This window comes from Verticiella alkaliphila, assembly GCF_018904615.1.
Classification (GTDB): Bacteria; Pseudomonadota; Gammaproteobacteria; order Burkholderiales; family Burkholderiaceae_B; genus Verticiella; species Verticiella alkaliphila.
In genome coordinates, this window is record NZ_JADCNH010000016.1 from 58,273 (window position 1) to 72,880 (window position 14,608).

At 69.0% G+C, this 14,608-nt stretch carries 12 protein-coding genes; 8 read left to right on the top strand and 4 right to left on the bottom strand.

What is annotated here, in order from left to right; all coding sequences use genetic code 11:
* Positions 1-10: 10 nt before the first annotated feature.
* Positions 11-2,818, top strand: a complete 2,808-nt coding sequence (gene glnE, locus IMZ29_RS12185; protein WP_216184114.1) for a bifunctional [glutamate--ammonia ligase]-adenylyl-L-tyrosine phosphorylase/[glutamate--ammonia-ligase] adenylyltransferase — start codon at positions 11-13, stop codon at positions 2,816-2,818.
* Positions 2,819-2,846: 28 nt separating this feature from the next.
* Here the strand turns inward: glnE and norR are convergent, their stop codons facing one another.
* Positions 2,847-4,421 carry a nitric oxide reductase transcriptional regulator NorR gene (norR, locus tag IMZ29_RS12190; protein WP_216184116.1) on the bottom strand — a complete coding sequence of 525 codons (1,575 nt, stop codon included), beginning with the start codon at positions 4,419-4,421 and terminating at the stop codon, positions 2,847-2,849.
* Positions 4,422-4,565: 144 nt separating this feature from the next.
* On the opposite strand from norR, the gene hmpA reads away from it, so the two are divergent.
* Positions 4,566-5,750 carry an NO-inducible flavohemoprotein gene (gene hmpA / locus IMZ29_RS12195; protein WP_216184118.1) on the top strand — a complete coding sequence of 395 codons (1,185 nt, stop codon included), beginning with the start codon at positions 4,566-4,568 and terminating at the stop codon, positions 5,748-5,750.
* A gap of 10 nt (positions 5,751-5,760) precedes the next feature.
* Here the strand turns inward: hmpA and IMZ29_RS12200 are convergent, their stop codons facing one another.
* Both IMZ29_RS12200 and IMZ29_RS12205 read right to left on the bottom strand, forming a co-directional pair.
* A complete protein-coding gene (locus IMZ29_RS12200) occupies positions 5,761-6,096 on the bottom strand; it encodes an AzlD domain-containing protein (protein ID WP_216184120.1) in 336 nt (111 codons plus the stop codon).
* Positions 6,093-6,836, bottom strand: coding sequence for an AzlC family ABC transporter permease (locus IMZ29_RS12205; RefSeq protein WP_371820246.1), 744 nt, complete (start codon positions 6,834-6,836; stop codon positions 6,093-6,095). Before IMZ29_RS12205 ends, IMZ29_RS12200 begins: the two co-directional genes overlap by 4 nt.
* Positions 6,837-6,984: 148 nt before the next feature.
* On the opposite strand from IMZ29_RS12205, the gene IMZ29_RS12210 reads away from it, so the two are divergent.
* The 6 genes from IMZ29_RS12210 (at position 6,985) to glpK (ending at position 13,031) form a co-directional block, all read left to right on the top strand.
* Complete coding sequence (locus tag IMZ29_RS12210) at positions 6,985-7,905, top strand: branched-chain amino acid transaminase (protein WP_216184122.1); 921 nt, start codon at positions 6,985-6,987, stop codon at positions 7,903-7,905.
* Between the two features lie 11 nt (positions 7,906-7,916).
* Complete coding sequence (locus IMZ29_RS12215; protein WP_216184124.1) at positions 7,917-8,129, top strand: zinc-finger domain-containing protein; 213 nt, start codon at positions 7,917-7,919, stop codon at positions 8,127-8,129.
* Between the two features lie 69 nt (positions 8,130-8,198).
* Entirely contained in the window at positions 8,199-9,212 is a 1,014-nt protein-coding gene (locus IMZ29_RS12220; protein WP_216184126.1) for a YheT family hydrolase, read from the top strand.
* A gap of 55 nt (positions 9,213-9,267) precedes the next feature.
* Positions 9,268-9,900 carry a hypothetical protein gene (locus IMZ29_RS12225; RefSeq protein ID WP_216184128.1) on the top strand — a complete coding sequence of 211 codons (633 nt, stop codon included), beginning with the start codon at positions 9,268-9,270 and terminating at the stop codon, positions 9,898-9,900.
* A gap of 90 nt (positions 9,901-9,990) precedes the next feature.
* Positions 9,991-11,556: a glycerol-3-phosphate dehydrogenase gene (glpD, locus tag IMZ29_RS12230; protein WP_216184130.1), complete on the top strand. Its 1,566-nt coding sequence runs from the start codon at positions 9,991-9,993 to the stop codon at positions 11,554-11,556.
* Positions 11,553-13,031, top strand: coding sequence for a glycerol kinase GlpK (gene glpK, locus IMZ29_RS12235; protein ID WP_216184132.1), 1,479 nt, complete (start codon positions 11,553-11,555; stop codon positions 13,029-13,031). The genes glpD and glpK overlap by 4 nt, the downstream gene beginning before the upstream one ends.
* Positions 13,032-13,041: 10 nt before the next feature.
* On the opposite strand, the gene IMZ29_RS12240 is transcribed toward glpK, so the two are convergent.
* On the bottom strand, positions 13,042-14,547 hold the full coding sequence (locus IMZ29_RS12240; protein WP_216184135.1) for a M48 family metalloprotease: 1,506 nt from the start codon (positions 14,545-14,547) through the stop codon (positions 13,042-13,044).
* Between the last annotated feature and the right edge of the window lie 61 nt (positions 14,548-14,608).

The following is a 14,608-nucleotide window of genomic DNA, read 5'->3' on the forward strand; positions in this document are numbered from 1 at the left end:
GGACTTCCGTATGGCTGCAACTGGGCACCCTTTGCTGGAACCGGCACTGGGCTGGTCGTCGTATCTGCGGCTGCATGCCCAGGCCCAACCGGCGCTGGCCGATTGGCTGGCGCAGGCTGGCACCGAACCTATCACGCCGGCGCGCATCCGCGGCTGGCTTGCGGAGCTCGCCGGCGTGCCCGATGCGGACACCGCCGCCTTGCCGGTGGACGTGTGCCGCACCGCGCTGCGCCGCCTGCGCCAGCGCGTCTTCCTGCTTGCCATGGTGCGCGACATGGGCGCGCAGGCGAGCCTGGAAGAAGTCACCGGCGCCATGACGACGTTGGCCGACCTGGCCGTCGGCTGCGCCTATCGGAGCGTTGCGGCGGAGTTGGCGTTAGCACACGGCGTGCCACAGGAGGCGGCCAACGGCCTGCCCCAGGAAATGCTCATCATGGGCATGGGCAAGCTGGGCGGTGGCGAGCTCAATGTCTCCTCGGACATCGATCTCGTCATGCTGTATGGCGATGAGGGCGAGACGACCGGCCGCCGACCGCTCTCGCATCACGAGTTCTATGGCCGCCTCACACGGCGCATGATGCCGGTGCTCGCCGACATCGACGAACATGGCTACGTGTTCCGCACGGATTTGCGCCTGCGTCCGGATGGCGACGCGGCGCCGCTCGCCTGGAGCCTGGACGCCTTCGAAAGCTATCTCGTGAGCCAAGGCCGCGAGTGGGAGCGCTATGCCTGGCTGAAGGCGCGCCACATCGAGGCCGATGCCTTTCCCGGCAGCGCCTCGCGCGGCCAGATCGAGCAGCTCGAATCGTTGCGGCGGCCATTCGTCTTTCGCAAGTACTTCGATTTCGACGCCCTTGCCGCCCTGCGTGGACTGCGCGAACGCATCCGCGACGACTGGAATCGACGTGCCGTCAGCCGCGCGGGTGACGACGCGAGCCAGGCAGACAACGTCAAGCTCGGCGAAGGCGGCATCCGGGAAATCGAGTTCATCGTCCAGCTCTCGCAGCTCATCCGTGGCGGGCGCATGCCAGCGCTGCAGACGCGCGGGCTCCTCGCCTCGCTGCATGCCGAGCGCGATGCCGGCCTCATCGACAGCGCGAGCGCCACGCAGCTGGAATCGGCCTACCGCTTCCTGCGCCGACTGGAGCACATGCTGCAGTATCGCGACGACCAGCAGACGCACATCCTGCCCACCCAGCCGGAACTGCGCGAGGCGCTCGCGCGCGCCATGGGCTTTGCCGATCGCGCGAGCTTCGAGGCGCAGCTCGCGGCACACCGCACCTTTGTCGAGGCCACCTTCCGGGACGTGTTCCGCATGACAGGCCTGCCCGATGCGAACAACGGCACTGCCGAGACCACGGCGCCGCCGGCCGATCCGGACTGCTCGGCAATGGAAGCCGCGATCCGCGCGTGGTTCCCCGATGACACCGCAGGCGCGCGCGCCCGCGTGTCGGCGCTGTGCGACGCCCCGCGCATCCGCGCGCTGCCCGAGCCCAGCCGGCAACGCCTGGACGCGCTGCTGCCCGAGGCGATCAAGGCCGCGGCCGGCACGCGCGCACCGCAGGTGGCGCTGGGGCGCCTGTGCGATCTCTTCGAGCAGATCGCGCAGCGCCGCGTCTACCTGTCGCTGCTCACCGAGTACCCGCAGGCGCTCGCCCGCGTGGCGCGCATGGTGGCCGCGAGCGAGTGGGCCGCGCAGTACCTGACCCGTCATCCTCTGCTCCTGGACAGCCTCATCGACTGGCGCGCCCTCATGGCGCCGCCGGATTTCGCACAGATCCGCGAGCAGCTCGTCACGAGCCTGGATGCCTGCGTGATGCCGGACGGCTCGCCGGACGTCGAGCGCCAGATGAATCTCTTGCGAGACACGCGGCATCAGGTGAGCTTTCACATCCTCGCCCAGGATCTCGAAGGCCATGCCACCGTCGAAAAAGTGGGCGACTACCTGTCCCTGCTCGCCGATCTCCTCCTCGAGCAGACACTGGCCCGCGTGTGGCCGCAGGCCGCGCGTGGCGACGAGCGCCCGCCGCGCTTTGCCGTGATCGCCTACGGCAAGCTGGGTGGCAAGGAGCTCGGCTACGAGTCCGATCTCGATCTCGTCTTCCTCTTCGATGACACCAATGGCGACGACAGCGAGCGCTACGTGCGGTTTGGCCGGCGCATCGTGTCCTGGCTGGGCTCAATGACGTCCTCGGGCCGACTCTATGAAGTCGATCTGCGGCTGCGCCCGGACGGCGACGCCGGCCTGGTCGCCGCCGCCCTGAGCGCTTTCGAGCGCTATCAGCGCACGCAGGCCTGGGTGTGGGAACACCAGGCGATCACGCGTGCCCGCTTTGCCGTGGGCGATCCGGGCGTGGGGGAGCGCTTCGAAGAGATCCGCCGGGAGGTGCTGCTGCTGCCGCGCGAACCGGAGGCACTCGCTGCCGAAGTGCGAGCCATGCGCGAGCGCATCAGCGCGGGGCACCCCAATCCCACAGGTCTCTTCGATCTCAAGCACGACGCGGGCGGCATGGTGGACGTGGAATTCGTCACCCAATACCTGGTGCTGCGCCACGCGCAGGCGCACCCCGCCCTCCTGGACAACCTGGGCAACATCGCCCTGTTGCGCATCGCCGGCGAGGCAGGATTGATCCCGACGGAGATCGCGCTGCAGGCCGGCAACGCCTACCGCCGTCTGCGGCGCGAGCAGCATGCCCTGCGCCTGCAAGGCGTGGACAAGGCGCGCGTCGAGCCCGCGCTCATGGTGGCCGAACGCACGGCCGTGCAGGCGTTGTGGACGGAAGTGCTCGGCGCTCGACTGGCCAAGACTGCCGACTAAGGCGGCCGGGGCCGGGGCCGGGCAGTGCTCAGCCCAGGCCGAGGCGTCGGCACAATCGGGCGAGGTTTGCCCGATCCAGTCCCAGCACGCGTGCTGCCGCGGCACGATTGCCATCGTGCTGCGCGAGCGCGCCTTCGATGAGCCGGCGCTGGAGCGCATCCACGGCGGCCCGCAAGGAGGCGGGCGCGGTCGGAAGCCGGGCCTCGTCCATGGCCGGAGCGTCGGACACCGCTGCCGGGGTAGCGCTCGTCGTCGGTGCGACGACAGGCAGTCCCAGATCGTCGGCCGTCAGCGTCAACAGGCGCGGCCGCGGCACGTGCCGGCCGAGCGCCTTGAGCACACTGCGCCCGATGAGATGCTCGAGCTCGCGCACGTTGCCGGGCCAGGCGTAGCCGAGCAGAGCGGCTTGAGCATCGGCATCGAGCCGCACACCCCCCAGGCCCAGACGCGAGCGGTTCTCTTCCAGGAAGAAGCCCGCCGCGACCAGGACATCGCGACCGCGCTCGCGCAGGGGCGGCACGTGCAAGGGGTACACGCTCAGACGGTGGTAGAAGTCGGCACGCAACCGCCCTGCCCGGACTTCGGCCGCCAGATCCCGGTTGGTGGCTGCGATCAGCCTGACATCGACCCGGTGCTCGCGATCCGATCCCACGCGCTGCAGCTGCCCACTCTGCAGCACCCGCAGCAGCTTGGCCTGCACGGCCAGTGGCAACTCACCCACCTCATCGAGGAACAAGGTGCCGCCATCGGCAAGCTCGAACTTGCCCTGACGATCCCGGCTCGCCCCGGTGAAGGCGCCGCGCACGTGGCCGAAGAGCTCGCTCTCGACGAGGGTGTCCGGCAGCGCCGCGCAATTCACGCTGATCAAAGGACGGGCCGCGCGCGCCGAGCGGGCATGCAGCGCCTGCGCCACCAGCTCCTTGCCCACACCCGTCTCCCCCGTCACGAGCACCGTGAGCTCGCTCCCGGCAACGAGGTCGATCTCCCGGGACAGCCGCTTGAAGGCGGCACTCTGCCCGGTGAGCTGACGAGCGGGGGGATGCGCCGCGGCCCGATACGCTTCAGCGCGCAGATGCTCCTCGCGGGCTTGACGCGCCAGCGCCCGCAATCGGGCCACGGCGGCCACCGTGGCCGAGGCGAGCTCGCCGAAGGCGCGCAACGCTGCCATGTGCTCGGACGTGAAGCGATCCGGTGCCAGCGCATCCAGCGTCAGGACGCCCCAGGGCTCACCATCCACGTGCAACGGGCAGCCCATGCAGTCGTGCACGTCCAGCTCTCCCGTCACGGCGTCGATCAGCCCGTCATAAGGGTCGGGCAGCGGTGAATCGGCCGGAAAGCGCAGCGGCCCGTCCGCTGCCAATAGCGCCGCCAGGCGCGGATGCTCGTCCAGCCGGAAGCGTCGCCCGAGCGTGTCCGGCACCAGTCCGTCGATGGCTACCGGCAGCAAGGCATCGCCGTCCAGGCGCAGCAGCGCCGTGGCGTCGCAGGGCAAGAGGCCACGCAGGGTGTCGAGGAGCCGGCGAAAGCGCTCACGCTCAGGCATGTCGCGCGAGAGATCGGCCATCAGCGGCACGAGCGATTGGAGGAGCACGGAGTGGGTCATATCGACCCCATTGTGGTCTCAATGACACCCTCATGACAGTGGTCAAATTGACCCATACAGCCGCACAGCCGCATGTTCGCTGGCCACCGACATTGGCATAGGCGTTGCATGGAGGAGCCCACACACCGACGACCAGGAGTTTCCATGTTGACCGATGCCCAACGCGCCATCGTAAAGGCCACCGTCCCACTGCTCGAGACGGGTGGGGAGGCGCTGACCACCCACTTCTACCGCATCATGCTCGCCGAGTACCCGCAGGTGCGCCCTCTCTTCAATCAGGCCCATCAGACGAGTGGCGCGCAGCCCCGTGCGCTGGCCAATGCGGTGCTGATGTACGCACGACACATCGATCATCTGGAGCGCCTGGGCGATCTGCCGGCCCAGATCATTGCCAAACACGTCGCCCTGCAGGTGCTGCCCGAACACTATCCAATCGTGGGCACCTGCCTCTTGCGCGCGATCCGCGAGGTGCTGGGCGAGGAGATCGCGACGGATGCCGTGATCGACGCCTGGGCCGCGGCCTACCAGCAGTTGGCCGACATCCTCATCGCCGCAGAAGCGCGCGTCTATGACGAGACCGCGACGGCAACCGGTGGCTGGCGCGGCGAGCGGCGCTTTCGCGTCACAGGCAAGGTGCGCGAAAGCGCCGAGATCACCTCGTTCCATCTCGCCCCCGAAGACGGCGGCCCCGTGCTCAGCCACCAGCCGGGTCAGTATCTGGGCTTGCGACTTGTCATCGACGGTGTCGAGCATCGGCGCAACTACTCCCTGTCGGCGCCCGCGGATGGGCGCAGCCTGCGCATCAGCGTCAAGCGCGAGCCCGACGGCGCCGTGTCGCGGCACCTGCACGATCGCGTGAACGTCGGCGACACGCTCGGCGTCTTCCCGCCGGCGGGTGCCTTCACGCTGGCCGAGGGTGACAAGCCCGTGGTGTTGATCAGCGGTGGCGTCGGCATCACGCCGACACTGCCCATGCTGGATGCCGCGCTGGCGGCGGGCAGACCCGTGCGCTTCATTCATTGCGCTCGGCACCCGCAGGTGCACGCGTTTCGCGACTGGATCGATGCCCGCGCGGCGCAGACCCCGAAGCTGCAACGCTTCTACTGCTACGACGATGCGGCCGGCGCAGACAACGGCGAGGATGTGGTGCAAGGTCGGCTGGATGCCGCACGCCTAGCCGCCTGGCTGCCCGAGGATCGCGACGTGGATGTGTACTTCCTCGGACCGGCACCCTTCATGGGGAGCGTGCGGCGCGACCTGGGCACACTGGGGGTGCCCCAAGCCCAGGCACGCTATGAGTTCTTCGGCCCTGCGCAGGCCCTGAACTGAGCCCAGCCCGTCAGGCCAGCAGCCACTGCAGCAACCACAAGGCGAGCATGCCGGCGATGATGGTGAGCACCGCGCTGCGCGTGCGCGCCATCACCCAGATGCCGAAGACGGCCGCGGGCAGCCGCAGATCCACCTCTGGCCAGGCGTGGCCCGACCAGGGCAGCAGATCGGGCACGATGATGCCAACGAGCGTGGCCACCGGCGCGAAGCGCAACGCCCGACGCAGGCCTTCGGGCAGCGGCAGCCAGTCGCCGACGAAGAGATAGCCCGCCCGCGTGATGACCGTGCACAGCGCCAGCACAATCACCACCCACAGCACGTACGCCGTATCGAAGCCGCCCGTCATGGCCGTCGCTCCGGCATGCGGGCAGTCAGGCGCGACTTGGCGCGCTCGGCCCAGAGCCCGGTGGCGATGCCGGCCACCACGGCCAGCGCCAGGCCCAGGCGCAGCGGCAGGGGCTGCGCCACCCAGGCCACGATGCCCGCGGCGATCGACGCGAGCAGAACGGGGCGGCCGTTGATGAGGGGCACCGTGATCGCCAGCAGCGCGAGCAGCGCGGCGAACTCGGGCGACCATTCGGTGGGCACCTGGCTGCCCAGATAGATACCGAGGATGGACGGGATCTGCCAGGAGAACCACCCCGGCAGGATGCAGCCCACGAAGAATCCGACCTGTTCGGCCGTGCCCCACACCTTGGCCTCGCCGTAGCGGGGCATGAAGAGCACGAAGCTCATGTCCGTGGTGAAGTAGCCCAGCGCCAGCCGGCGCTGCCACGGCAGATGGCGAAAATACGGATGCAGCGCCGCGGCGAAGATGAGAAAGCGCAGGTTCACCACGAGACCGGCTGCGAAGATCAGCCAGATCGGCGCGCCCGTGATGATGAGGGGCAGCGAGGTGAGCTGCGCGGACCCGGCGTACACGAGCAGCGTCATGGCGAGCGCCATGGATTCGGTCAGGCCGGATTTCACCATGGCCACCCCGGTCACCAGCCCCCAGGTACCCGTGGCGAAGAGCAGGCCGGCAATGGCCCGCGTGCCTTCCCGAAAGCCGTCGCGGAAGGTGCCATCGACCGGGATGGACGGCACGGCGGTCACGACAGGCGCCTCGGCCTGGCGGCCGGAATGAGGAAAGGGAAAACCATGATGCAGCGACGGCAAAACCCTATTCTACGCCCGTGCCCAGCCGAGTGCGGCCGCCGTATAATGGCGGGCTAGACTTCATAAGGACTTTTCCATGTCGATGGCAGACCGCGACGGCCACATCTGGTTCGATGGCAAGCTCGTTCCCTGGCGCGAGGCGACCACCCACGTGCTCACCCACTCGCTGCACTATGGTCTGTCTGTCTTTGAAGGCGTGCGTGCCTACAAGACCGAGATCGGCACGGCCGTGTTCCGCCTGAAGGAGCACACCAAGCGTCTCTTCAATTCGGCGCACATCTACCAGATGCCGATGCCCTTCACGCAGGACGAGATCAACGCAGCCACGCTCGAGACCGTGCGCGCGAATCAGCTCGAGTCCTGCTACATCCGTCCGCTCGCCTTCTACGGTTCCGAGAAGATGGGTGTGTCCCCGCGTGGCGCGCAGGTGCACGTCGCCATCGCCGCCTGGGCCTGGGGTGCTTATCTCGGCGAAGAAGGCCTGCAAAAGGGCATCCGCGTGAAGACTGCCTCCTTCCAGCGCCAGCACGTGAACAACATCATGCCGCGTGCCAAGGTGGCCGCCACGTACGCGAACTCGATCCTCGCCAACCTCGAAGCCACGCAGGACGGCTACGACGAGGCGCTGCTGCTCGACACCGAAGGCTTCGTGGCCGAAGGCGCCGGCGAGAACCTCTTCATCGTTCATGACGGCGTGATCTACGAACCGGAGATCGCCTCGGCGCTCACGGGCATCACGCGTGCCACGGTGCACACGCTGGCTGCCGATCTGGGCCTGGAAGTTCGCACCCGCCGCCTCACCCGCGACGACATCTACATCGCCGACGAGGCCTTCTTCACCGGCACCGCCGCGGAAGTCACGCCCATTCGCGAACTCGACAACCGCCGTATCGGTCAAGGCTCGCGCGGCCCCATCACGGAACGCATGCAGACCGCATTCTTCGATGTGGTCAACGGCCGCAATCCCAAGTACCACCACTGGCTCACCAAGGTCTAAGACGCGTCGCCATGTCCCAAGCCGCATCCTCTTCGAACGCCCCCACCGAAGTCCACGAAGTCGGCGCTGCCGATCTGCCGATCTCGTGCCCGGGGCCGCATACGCCCCTCTGGAACCTGCATCCCAAGGTCTTCCTGGACGTCGCCACCACGGGTTCGGCCCGCTGCCCGTACTGTGGCGCCGAGTACCGGCTGCGCCCGGGCGAACACGTCGGGGCTCACTGAGCCTCGCACGCCGGATGGCGTGTCGGCCCCGTGCCGGCACGCTGCCTCACCGGCTGATCCACGCCCGTCATGCCCGCCCGCTTCGACGCATCGAATTGCCCCGTCCCCGCCTGGCTCCCTGAAGGTCATAGTCAGACCATCTACGGTGCACGGCTTGCCATCCATCATCGCGCGAGCTTCACGCGCGAGCGCGTGGAGACGCCCGACGGCGACTTCATCGACCTTGACTGGGCCGTGCCCGGGCCTTCCCGCATTCCGGATCCGGCCTGTACGGCGCTCGGCCAAGGCCCGGCCCTCGCCCTCTTCCACGGGCTGGAAGGCAGCAGCCTCAGCCCCTACGCCCAGTCCATCGCGCATCACTTCCGCGCCCGTGGGTGGACGGTCGTCATCCCGCATTTCCGTGGCTGCTCCGGCACACCCAATCGACTGCCACGCGCCTATCACTCCGGCGACAGCGACGAGATCGCGTTCATGCTGGACACCGTCCGTGCGCGCCTGCCGCAGGCGCGCTGGCACGCCGCCGGCATCTCGCTGGGCGGCAATGCCCTGGCCAAGTATCTGGGCGAGCGCGGCACCGCCGCCAGCGGCCTCACGGCAGCGGCGGCGGTGTCGGCGCCGCTCGATCTGACGGCAGGCGGCCATACGCTTGGCCGCGGCTTCGTGAACCGGCAGGTCTACACCCGCATGTTCGTGCGCACCCTGCGCGCCAAGGTGCTGGACAAGGCGCGCCGCTTCCCAGGCGTCTTCGACGTGGTCGGCGTGGCCAACGCGCAGGATCTCTACGAATTCGACGACGCTTATACCGCTCCCCAGCATGGCTTTGCCAACGTCGCCGATTACTGGTCGCGTGCGAGTGCCCTGCCCTGGCTGCGCGGCATCACCGTGCCCACGCTCGTGCTCAATGCGCGCAACGACCCCTTCCTTCCGGCCCGCTTTCTGCCTGGGCCTTGGGATGCGTCCGATGCGGTCCTCCTGCATCAACCGGCGCACGGCGGCCATGCCGTGTTCCCCTGCGGTCACGTCCGGCCGCATCTGCACTGGCTGCCGCGCCGGCTCGAGCGCTTCTTCCTGGACGGCAGCTAGCCGCATTCGCGCGCAGGCAGTACCCTGAAGGCCACCCTTTTGCGAAGTGGCCACCATGCGCTCATCCCTGAATTCTGCCCGCGGGTTCTCGCACGGCGCCTGCGCAGCGCTGCTGCTCGTCATGGGCGCAGCGTCCGCCGCGGACACGCCCCCGTGGACGGGCGAGCCCTATACGGGCGACTTCCGCCTGGAATTGCGCAGACCCGACGGCAACCGTCAGACCCAGCGGGGTGAGGCGAGCGCGCGGTTCGTCGTCAAGGACGGCGAACGCGTCGATCTGGTGATCGAAGCCGCCGTGCCGGGCAGCAGCACCCGCGGCGACATGCAGGTCATCGGCGCGTGGCGGGACGGCGGCTGGCAAAGCGCGCCCGGCGCGGTGACCCTGAAAGTCACGCCCGATGGGCGCATCGAGGGGGGCGGACCGATTGCGGCCGAGGACGTCGTGCTTCGGCTCGATGGCCAGGTCGAGGCCAGCCGGTTGCGTCTGCGCAACGACGTGACGCTCGGCGCCGCCCAGCAAGGCGTGCCGGCAGGCTCCGTGCTGTCCTATCGCTATGATCTGCGGCGCGCGCGCGCCGCCACCGCGGGCGAAGAGAACACCGAGGGCTGCCGCCTGCGTCACGTACCCATCGCCAACTTCGGCGGCGGCATGACCATGGCCATGGTGCCGGACTGCAGCGGCGACTGAGCCCTGGTTTGCGTGCGGTGTCATCTGGCTGCGGTTGCACGCTTCGCCCGCTTTCGGACACACTGAGGGTTTATCGCCTCCTGTCTCGCCATGTCTGTCACTGCTGCCTCGGGTCCGTTCGATCTCGTCATCGTGGGGGGAGGCGTGAACGGCGCCGGCATCGCGCGCGACGCGGCGGGCCGCGGTCTGTCGGTCCTGCTGTGCGAACGCGATGATCTCGCTGCACACACCTCCTCGTCGTCTACCAAGCTCGTCCATGGCGGGCTGCGCTATCTCGAACATTACGCCTTCGGGCTGGTGCGCAAGGCGCTTGCCGAGCGCGAAGTGCTCCTGCGGGCGGCGCCGCACATCATGCGGCCGCTGCGCTTCGTCATGCCGCACGATCGCGGTCAGCGCCCGGCCTGGATGGTGCGCGCCGGGCTCTTCCTGTATGACCACCTCGCGCGACGCGAGCTCCTGCCCGATTCGACCGGCGTGGCGCTGCGCCGTCACCCCGCCGGCGTGGCACTCAAGCCTGAGTTCACGCGCGGCTTCGAATATTCGGACGTCTGGGTCGACGATGCCCGCCTCGTGGTGCTGTGCGCCCGCGATGCTGCCGAGCGCGGCGCTGTCGTCCGCACGCGCACCACCGTCACGCAGGCGCGGCGCGAGAACGGCTTGTGGGCGATCACGCTCGCGCCCAGCGGTGGCAGCACGAGCGAGACCGTGCATGCCCGCGCGCTCGTCAACGCCGCGGGCCCCTGGACGGCCAGCTTCCTCGGCGAGGCCGTGCCCGGGCAGCACCACCCTGGCCTTCGGCTGGTGAAGGGCAGCCACATCGTCGTGCGACGCCAACTCGCGAGCCCGCACGCCTTCATCTTCCAGAACACCGATGAGCGCATCGTGTTCGCCATCCCTTACGAACGCGACTTCACGCTGATCGGCACCACCGACGTGGACGTGACGGGCCAGCGAGGCCCGATCGCCATCAGCCAGGACGAGATCGACTATCTGTGTGCGGCGGTGAACCGCTACTTCGCCGAGCCCGTCACGCCGGCCGACGTGGCCTGGACTTACGCGGGCGTGCGCCCCCTCCTCGCGGACGGTCACGAAGCCGCGGCCGAGGTCACGCGCGACTACCGGCTCGATCTGGACACGAATGGCCCGCCAGTGCTGTCGATCTTCGGCGGCAAGATCACCACCTTCCGCCGGCTCGCCGAGGACGCGCTGGAGCGCCTCGCTCCGCACTTGCCGATGCCGCGCGGCGCGTGGACCCACGCCGCGCCCTTGCCCGGCGGAGACCTGCCCGTGGCCCATCCCGGCAGCCGCGCGCTGCTGCCGTTCGATGCCTTCGTGCGCGAGACGCAAGCCGCCAACCCCGGCCTGCCCGGCCCCCTGATCGCCCGCTACGCCCGTGCCTATGGCAGCCGACTCGCGAAGATCCTGGGCGCCGCACGCGACACGGCCGGCCTGGGCGAGGAGATCCTGCCCGGCGTCTTCGAGGCCGAGGTACGCTATCTCGTGAGCCAGGAGTGGGCACGCACGGCCGATGACATCCTCTGGCGGCGCAGCAAACTGGGCTTGCACCTGCCGGCGGATGCGCCCGCGCGGCTGGATGCCTGGATGGCACGACACGGCCTGGGTAACGCCCCGGCTCGCGAGGAGACCCTGTCATGACGTATCTGCTGGCCCTGGACCAGGGCACCTCCAGTTCCCGCGCCATCGTGTTCGACGCGCAGGGCCGCCCACGCGCCAGCGCGCAACGCGAATTCACGCAGATCTATCCGCGCCCGGGCTGGGTGGAACACGACCCCCGCGTGCTTTGCGAGACTCAGCGCGATACGGCGCGCCAGGCGTTGGAGCGCGCCGGCATCGGCCCGGGCGACGTCCATGCCATGGGCCTATCCAACCAGCGCGAGACCACGCTCGTCTGGAACCGACGGACGGGCGAGCCCGTCTACAACGCCATCGTCTGGCAGGATCGCCGCACCCAGGCGATCTGCGACCAGTGGCTTGCCGATGGGCTGCTCGACGAGGTGCGCGAGCGCACGGGACTCATCATCGATCCATATTTCTCGGCCACGAAGATCGCGTGGATCATGGCGCACGTCGATGGCGCACGGGCGGCGGCCGATCGCGGCGAGCTCGCGTTCGGCACCGTCGACACCTGGCTCGCCTGGCAGCTCTCGGGCGGTCGCCAGCACATCACCGATGTCAGCAATGCGTCGCGCACGCTGCTCTGGAACATCCGTACGCGCACCTGGGACACCACACTCTTGCGCGCCATGAACATCCCGGAAAGCCTGCTTCCCGAGGTGATTCCCTCCAGCCACGACGCCGGGGTGATGGGCGAGGCCTGGTTCGGGCGAGGCATCGTGCTGGCCGGCATGGCGGGCGACCAGCAGGCAGCTCTTTTTGGCCAGGCCTGCTTCGAACCCGGCTCGGCCAAGAACACCTATGGCACCGGCTGCTTTCTTCTCATGCACACGGGCGAGCACATCGAACGCTCGGATGCCGGCCTGCTCACCACGACCACGGCCCAGGCCGGGCCAAAGCCGAACTACGCCATCGAAGGCAGCGTCTTCATTGGCGGCGCGGTGGTGCAGTGGCTGCGCGATAACCTGCGCGCTTTCCAGTCTTCCGCCGACGTCCAGCAACTGGCCGAATCCGTGCCCGACGCGGGCGGCGTGGTGTTCGTTCCGGCCTTCACGGGGCTGGGCGCGCCCTACTGGAAGCCTCAGGCCACGGGCGCGTTGCTGGGGCTCACGCGGGGCACGTCGATGGCGAACATCGCCCGTGCCGCCTTGGAGTCCATCGCGTTCCAGAGTGCAGCCCTGCTGGGTGCCATGGCCAAGGGTCAGGGGCCGGCGGTGACCGAACTGAAGGCCGATGGCGGCGCGGCCGCCAATGATCTGCTGCTGCAGTTCCAGGCCGACCTGCTCGGCATTCCGGTGGTGCGGCCTGCCGTCACAGAGACGACGGCGCTGGGCGCCGCGTATCTCGCGGGCCTTGCCACGGGCGTGTACGGCGGTCTGGACGAACTGCGCGGGCTATGGCGGGCAGACCGCCGCTTCGAGCCGGCCATGTCGCGCGAGGATGCCGCAAGTCGCATGGCGCAGTGGGAGGATGCCGTGAGACGCGCGGTGGGCTGAAGCGAACGCCTCACCCCATCTGCTTCTGGAACTGCCGGCTCAGCGCCCGGTCATCCTCGATGCGTCGCTGCATGTCGGCAATGCGCGCATCGAGCACCGATTGCTCGTAGAAGTCCGTCGTGGCGCTGCGCGCCTGCTGCAGCTGCTGCAGCGAGGCCGGCAAGGCACCGATCTGGTTGTAGTAATCCGCCATGCGACGCGCCTGCTCGGCGCGCTGGCCGAGCCGCGCGTAGCTCTCGGCCGACAGCCGATAGAGTTCGGGCTCCGACTCGGGCCAGGCCTTGATCCGCTCGTCGAGAAAGCGCACCGCCTGGGCGTCCTGGCCGGCGCGCTGCAACGCCCTGGCGTGGCTCAACGCGAGCGACCGCTGCTGCGGCCACGTCGAGAACGCCTTGGCCGAATGCGCCACGGCGCCCGCGAAATCGCCCTGAGCGATATCCAGGTCGGTTTCCAGTTGGGCGAGCATCGGATGCTGGACGCCCTGGCTCATGGCATCGCGCCACGCCGCGCGCGCACCGACAGGGTCGTTGCGTTGGAGCATGGCCACGGCGATGCCGTAGTGGGCGGCCGCGGCGCGCACCCCCGGATTCGCCGACGCCTCGGCCCGCAGCACCGACACCGGATCACTCGCCCGACTGTAGCCGGATTGCGCCACGGCCAGACGCGCCCGCACGAACCAGAAGGTGGGCGACTCGCGCTGCGGGCGCGCGGCCACTTCACGGGCCCGGTTCTGCATGTCAGACATACGATCCAAAGACAGCGGGTGCGTGCTGGCGTAGGTGGGGCCAGCGCCCGTATTGAATCGCGTGTTCTGCATCAGGCGGCCGAACATCGCGGACATGCCGGCCGGATCGAAGCCCGCCTTGCCCATCATCTCCAGGCCGATACGGTCGGCCTCGCGCTCAGCATCGCGCGAGAACGCCAGCTGCTGACTTACCACCGCCGCCTGACCGAATACCGCAGCACCCTGGGCGAGATCGCCCGCCCCCGAGGCCGCGGCGGCCAGGGCGGCAGCCATCATGCCCAGCATGAGCAATGAGTTGCGCCCCTGCTGGCCGATCTGCCGGGCCACGTGGCGTTGCGAGACGTGCGCGATTTCGTGCGCCAGCACCCCGGCGAGTTCGGACTCGCTCTGCGTGGCCACCACCAGCCCCGAATGCAGGCCGATGAAGCCACCGGGCAAAGCGAAGGCGTTGATGCCAGGATCCCGGATCGCGAACACCTCGACCGCGGGCGCGCCGGCCGTGTGGCGTGCCATGTCGCGGCCCATGTCCGTCAGGTACTGGCGGATGGCGGGATCGTCGATGTAGGTGGGATCGCGGCGTCCGTCGGCCATGATGGCCTCGCCCAGGCGGCGTTCGACGCGGGGAGACAGATCGACGGCAGCGGAATCGCCCAGTTCGGGCAGGCCGGCAGGCTGCGCATGCACCGACGGCAGCGTGAGACACGCGAGCGGCAGCAGGCAGGTGGCAACGATGCGCCGTGCGCGCAGTGAGGCGGGAGCGAAGGTCGGCATGGGCTCATGATAGCCGCGCCGACCGCGGCCGGCCACTCGGGCCGGCCACCGGGGCGCCCGT

Bases quoted from the DNA above. Each gene is read 5' to 3' on its own strand.
- glnE (WP_216184114.1), top strand. From the start codon at position 11: ATGGCTGCAACTGGGCACCCTTTGCTGGAACCGGCACTGGGCTGGTCG.
- norR (WP_216184116.1), bottom strand. From the start codon at position 4,421: ATGACCCACTCCGTGCTCCTCCAATCGCTCGTGCCGCTGATGGCCGAT.
- hmpA (WP_216184118.1), top strand. From the start codon at position 4,566: ATGTTGACCGATGCCCAACGCGCCATCGTAAAGGCCACCGTCCCACTG.
- IMZ29_RS12200 (WP_216184120.1), bottom strand. From the start codon at position 6,096: ATGACGGGCGGCTTCGATACGGCGTACGTGCTGTGGGTGGTGATTGTG.
- IMZ29_RS12210 (WP_216184122.1), top strand. From the start codon at position 6,985: ATGTCGATGGCAGACCGCGACGGCCACATCTGGTTCGATGGCAAGCTC.
- IMZ29_RS12215 (WP_216184124.1), top strand. From the start codon at position 7,917: ATGTCCCAAGCCGCATCCTCTTCGAACGCCCCCACCGAAGTCCACGAA.
- IMZ29_RS12220 (WP_216184126.1), top strand. From the start codon at position 8,199: ATGCCCGCCCGCTTCGACGCATCGAATTGCCCCGTCCCCGCCTGGCTC.
- IMZ29_RS12225 (WP_216184128.1), top strand. From the start codon at position 9,268: ATGCGCTCATCCCTGAATTCTGCCCGCGGGTTCTCGCACGGCGCCTGC.
- glpD (WP_216184130.1), top strand. From the start codon at position 9,991: ATGTCTGTCACTGCTGCCTCGGGTCCGTTCGATCTCGTCATCGTGGGG.
- glpK (WP_216184132.1), top strand. From the start codon at position 11,553: ATGACGTATCTGCTGGCCCTGGACCAGGGCACCTCCAGTTCCCGCGCC.
- IMZ29_RS12240 (WP_216184135.1), bottom strand. From the start codon at position 14,547: ATGCCGACCTTCGCTCCCGCCTCACTGCGCGCACGGCGCATCGTTGCC.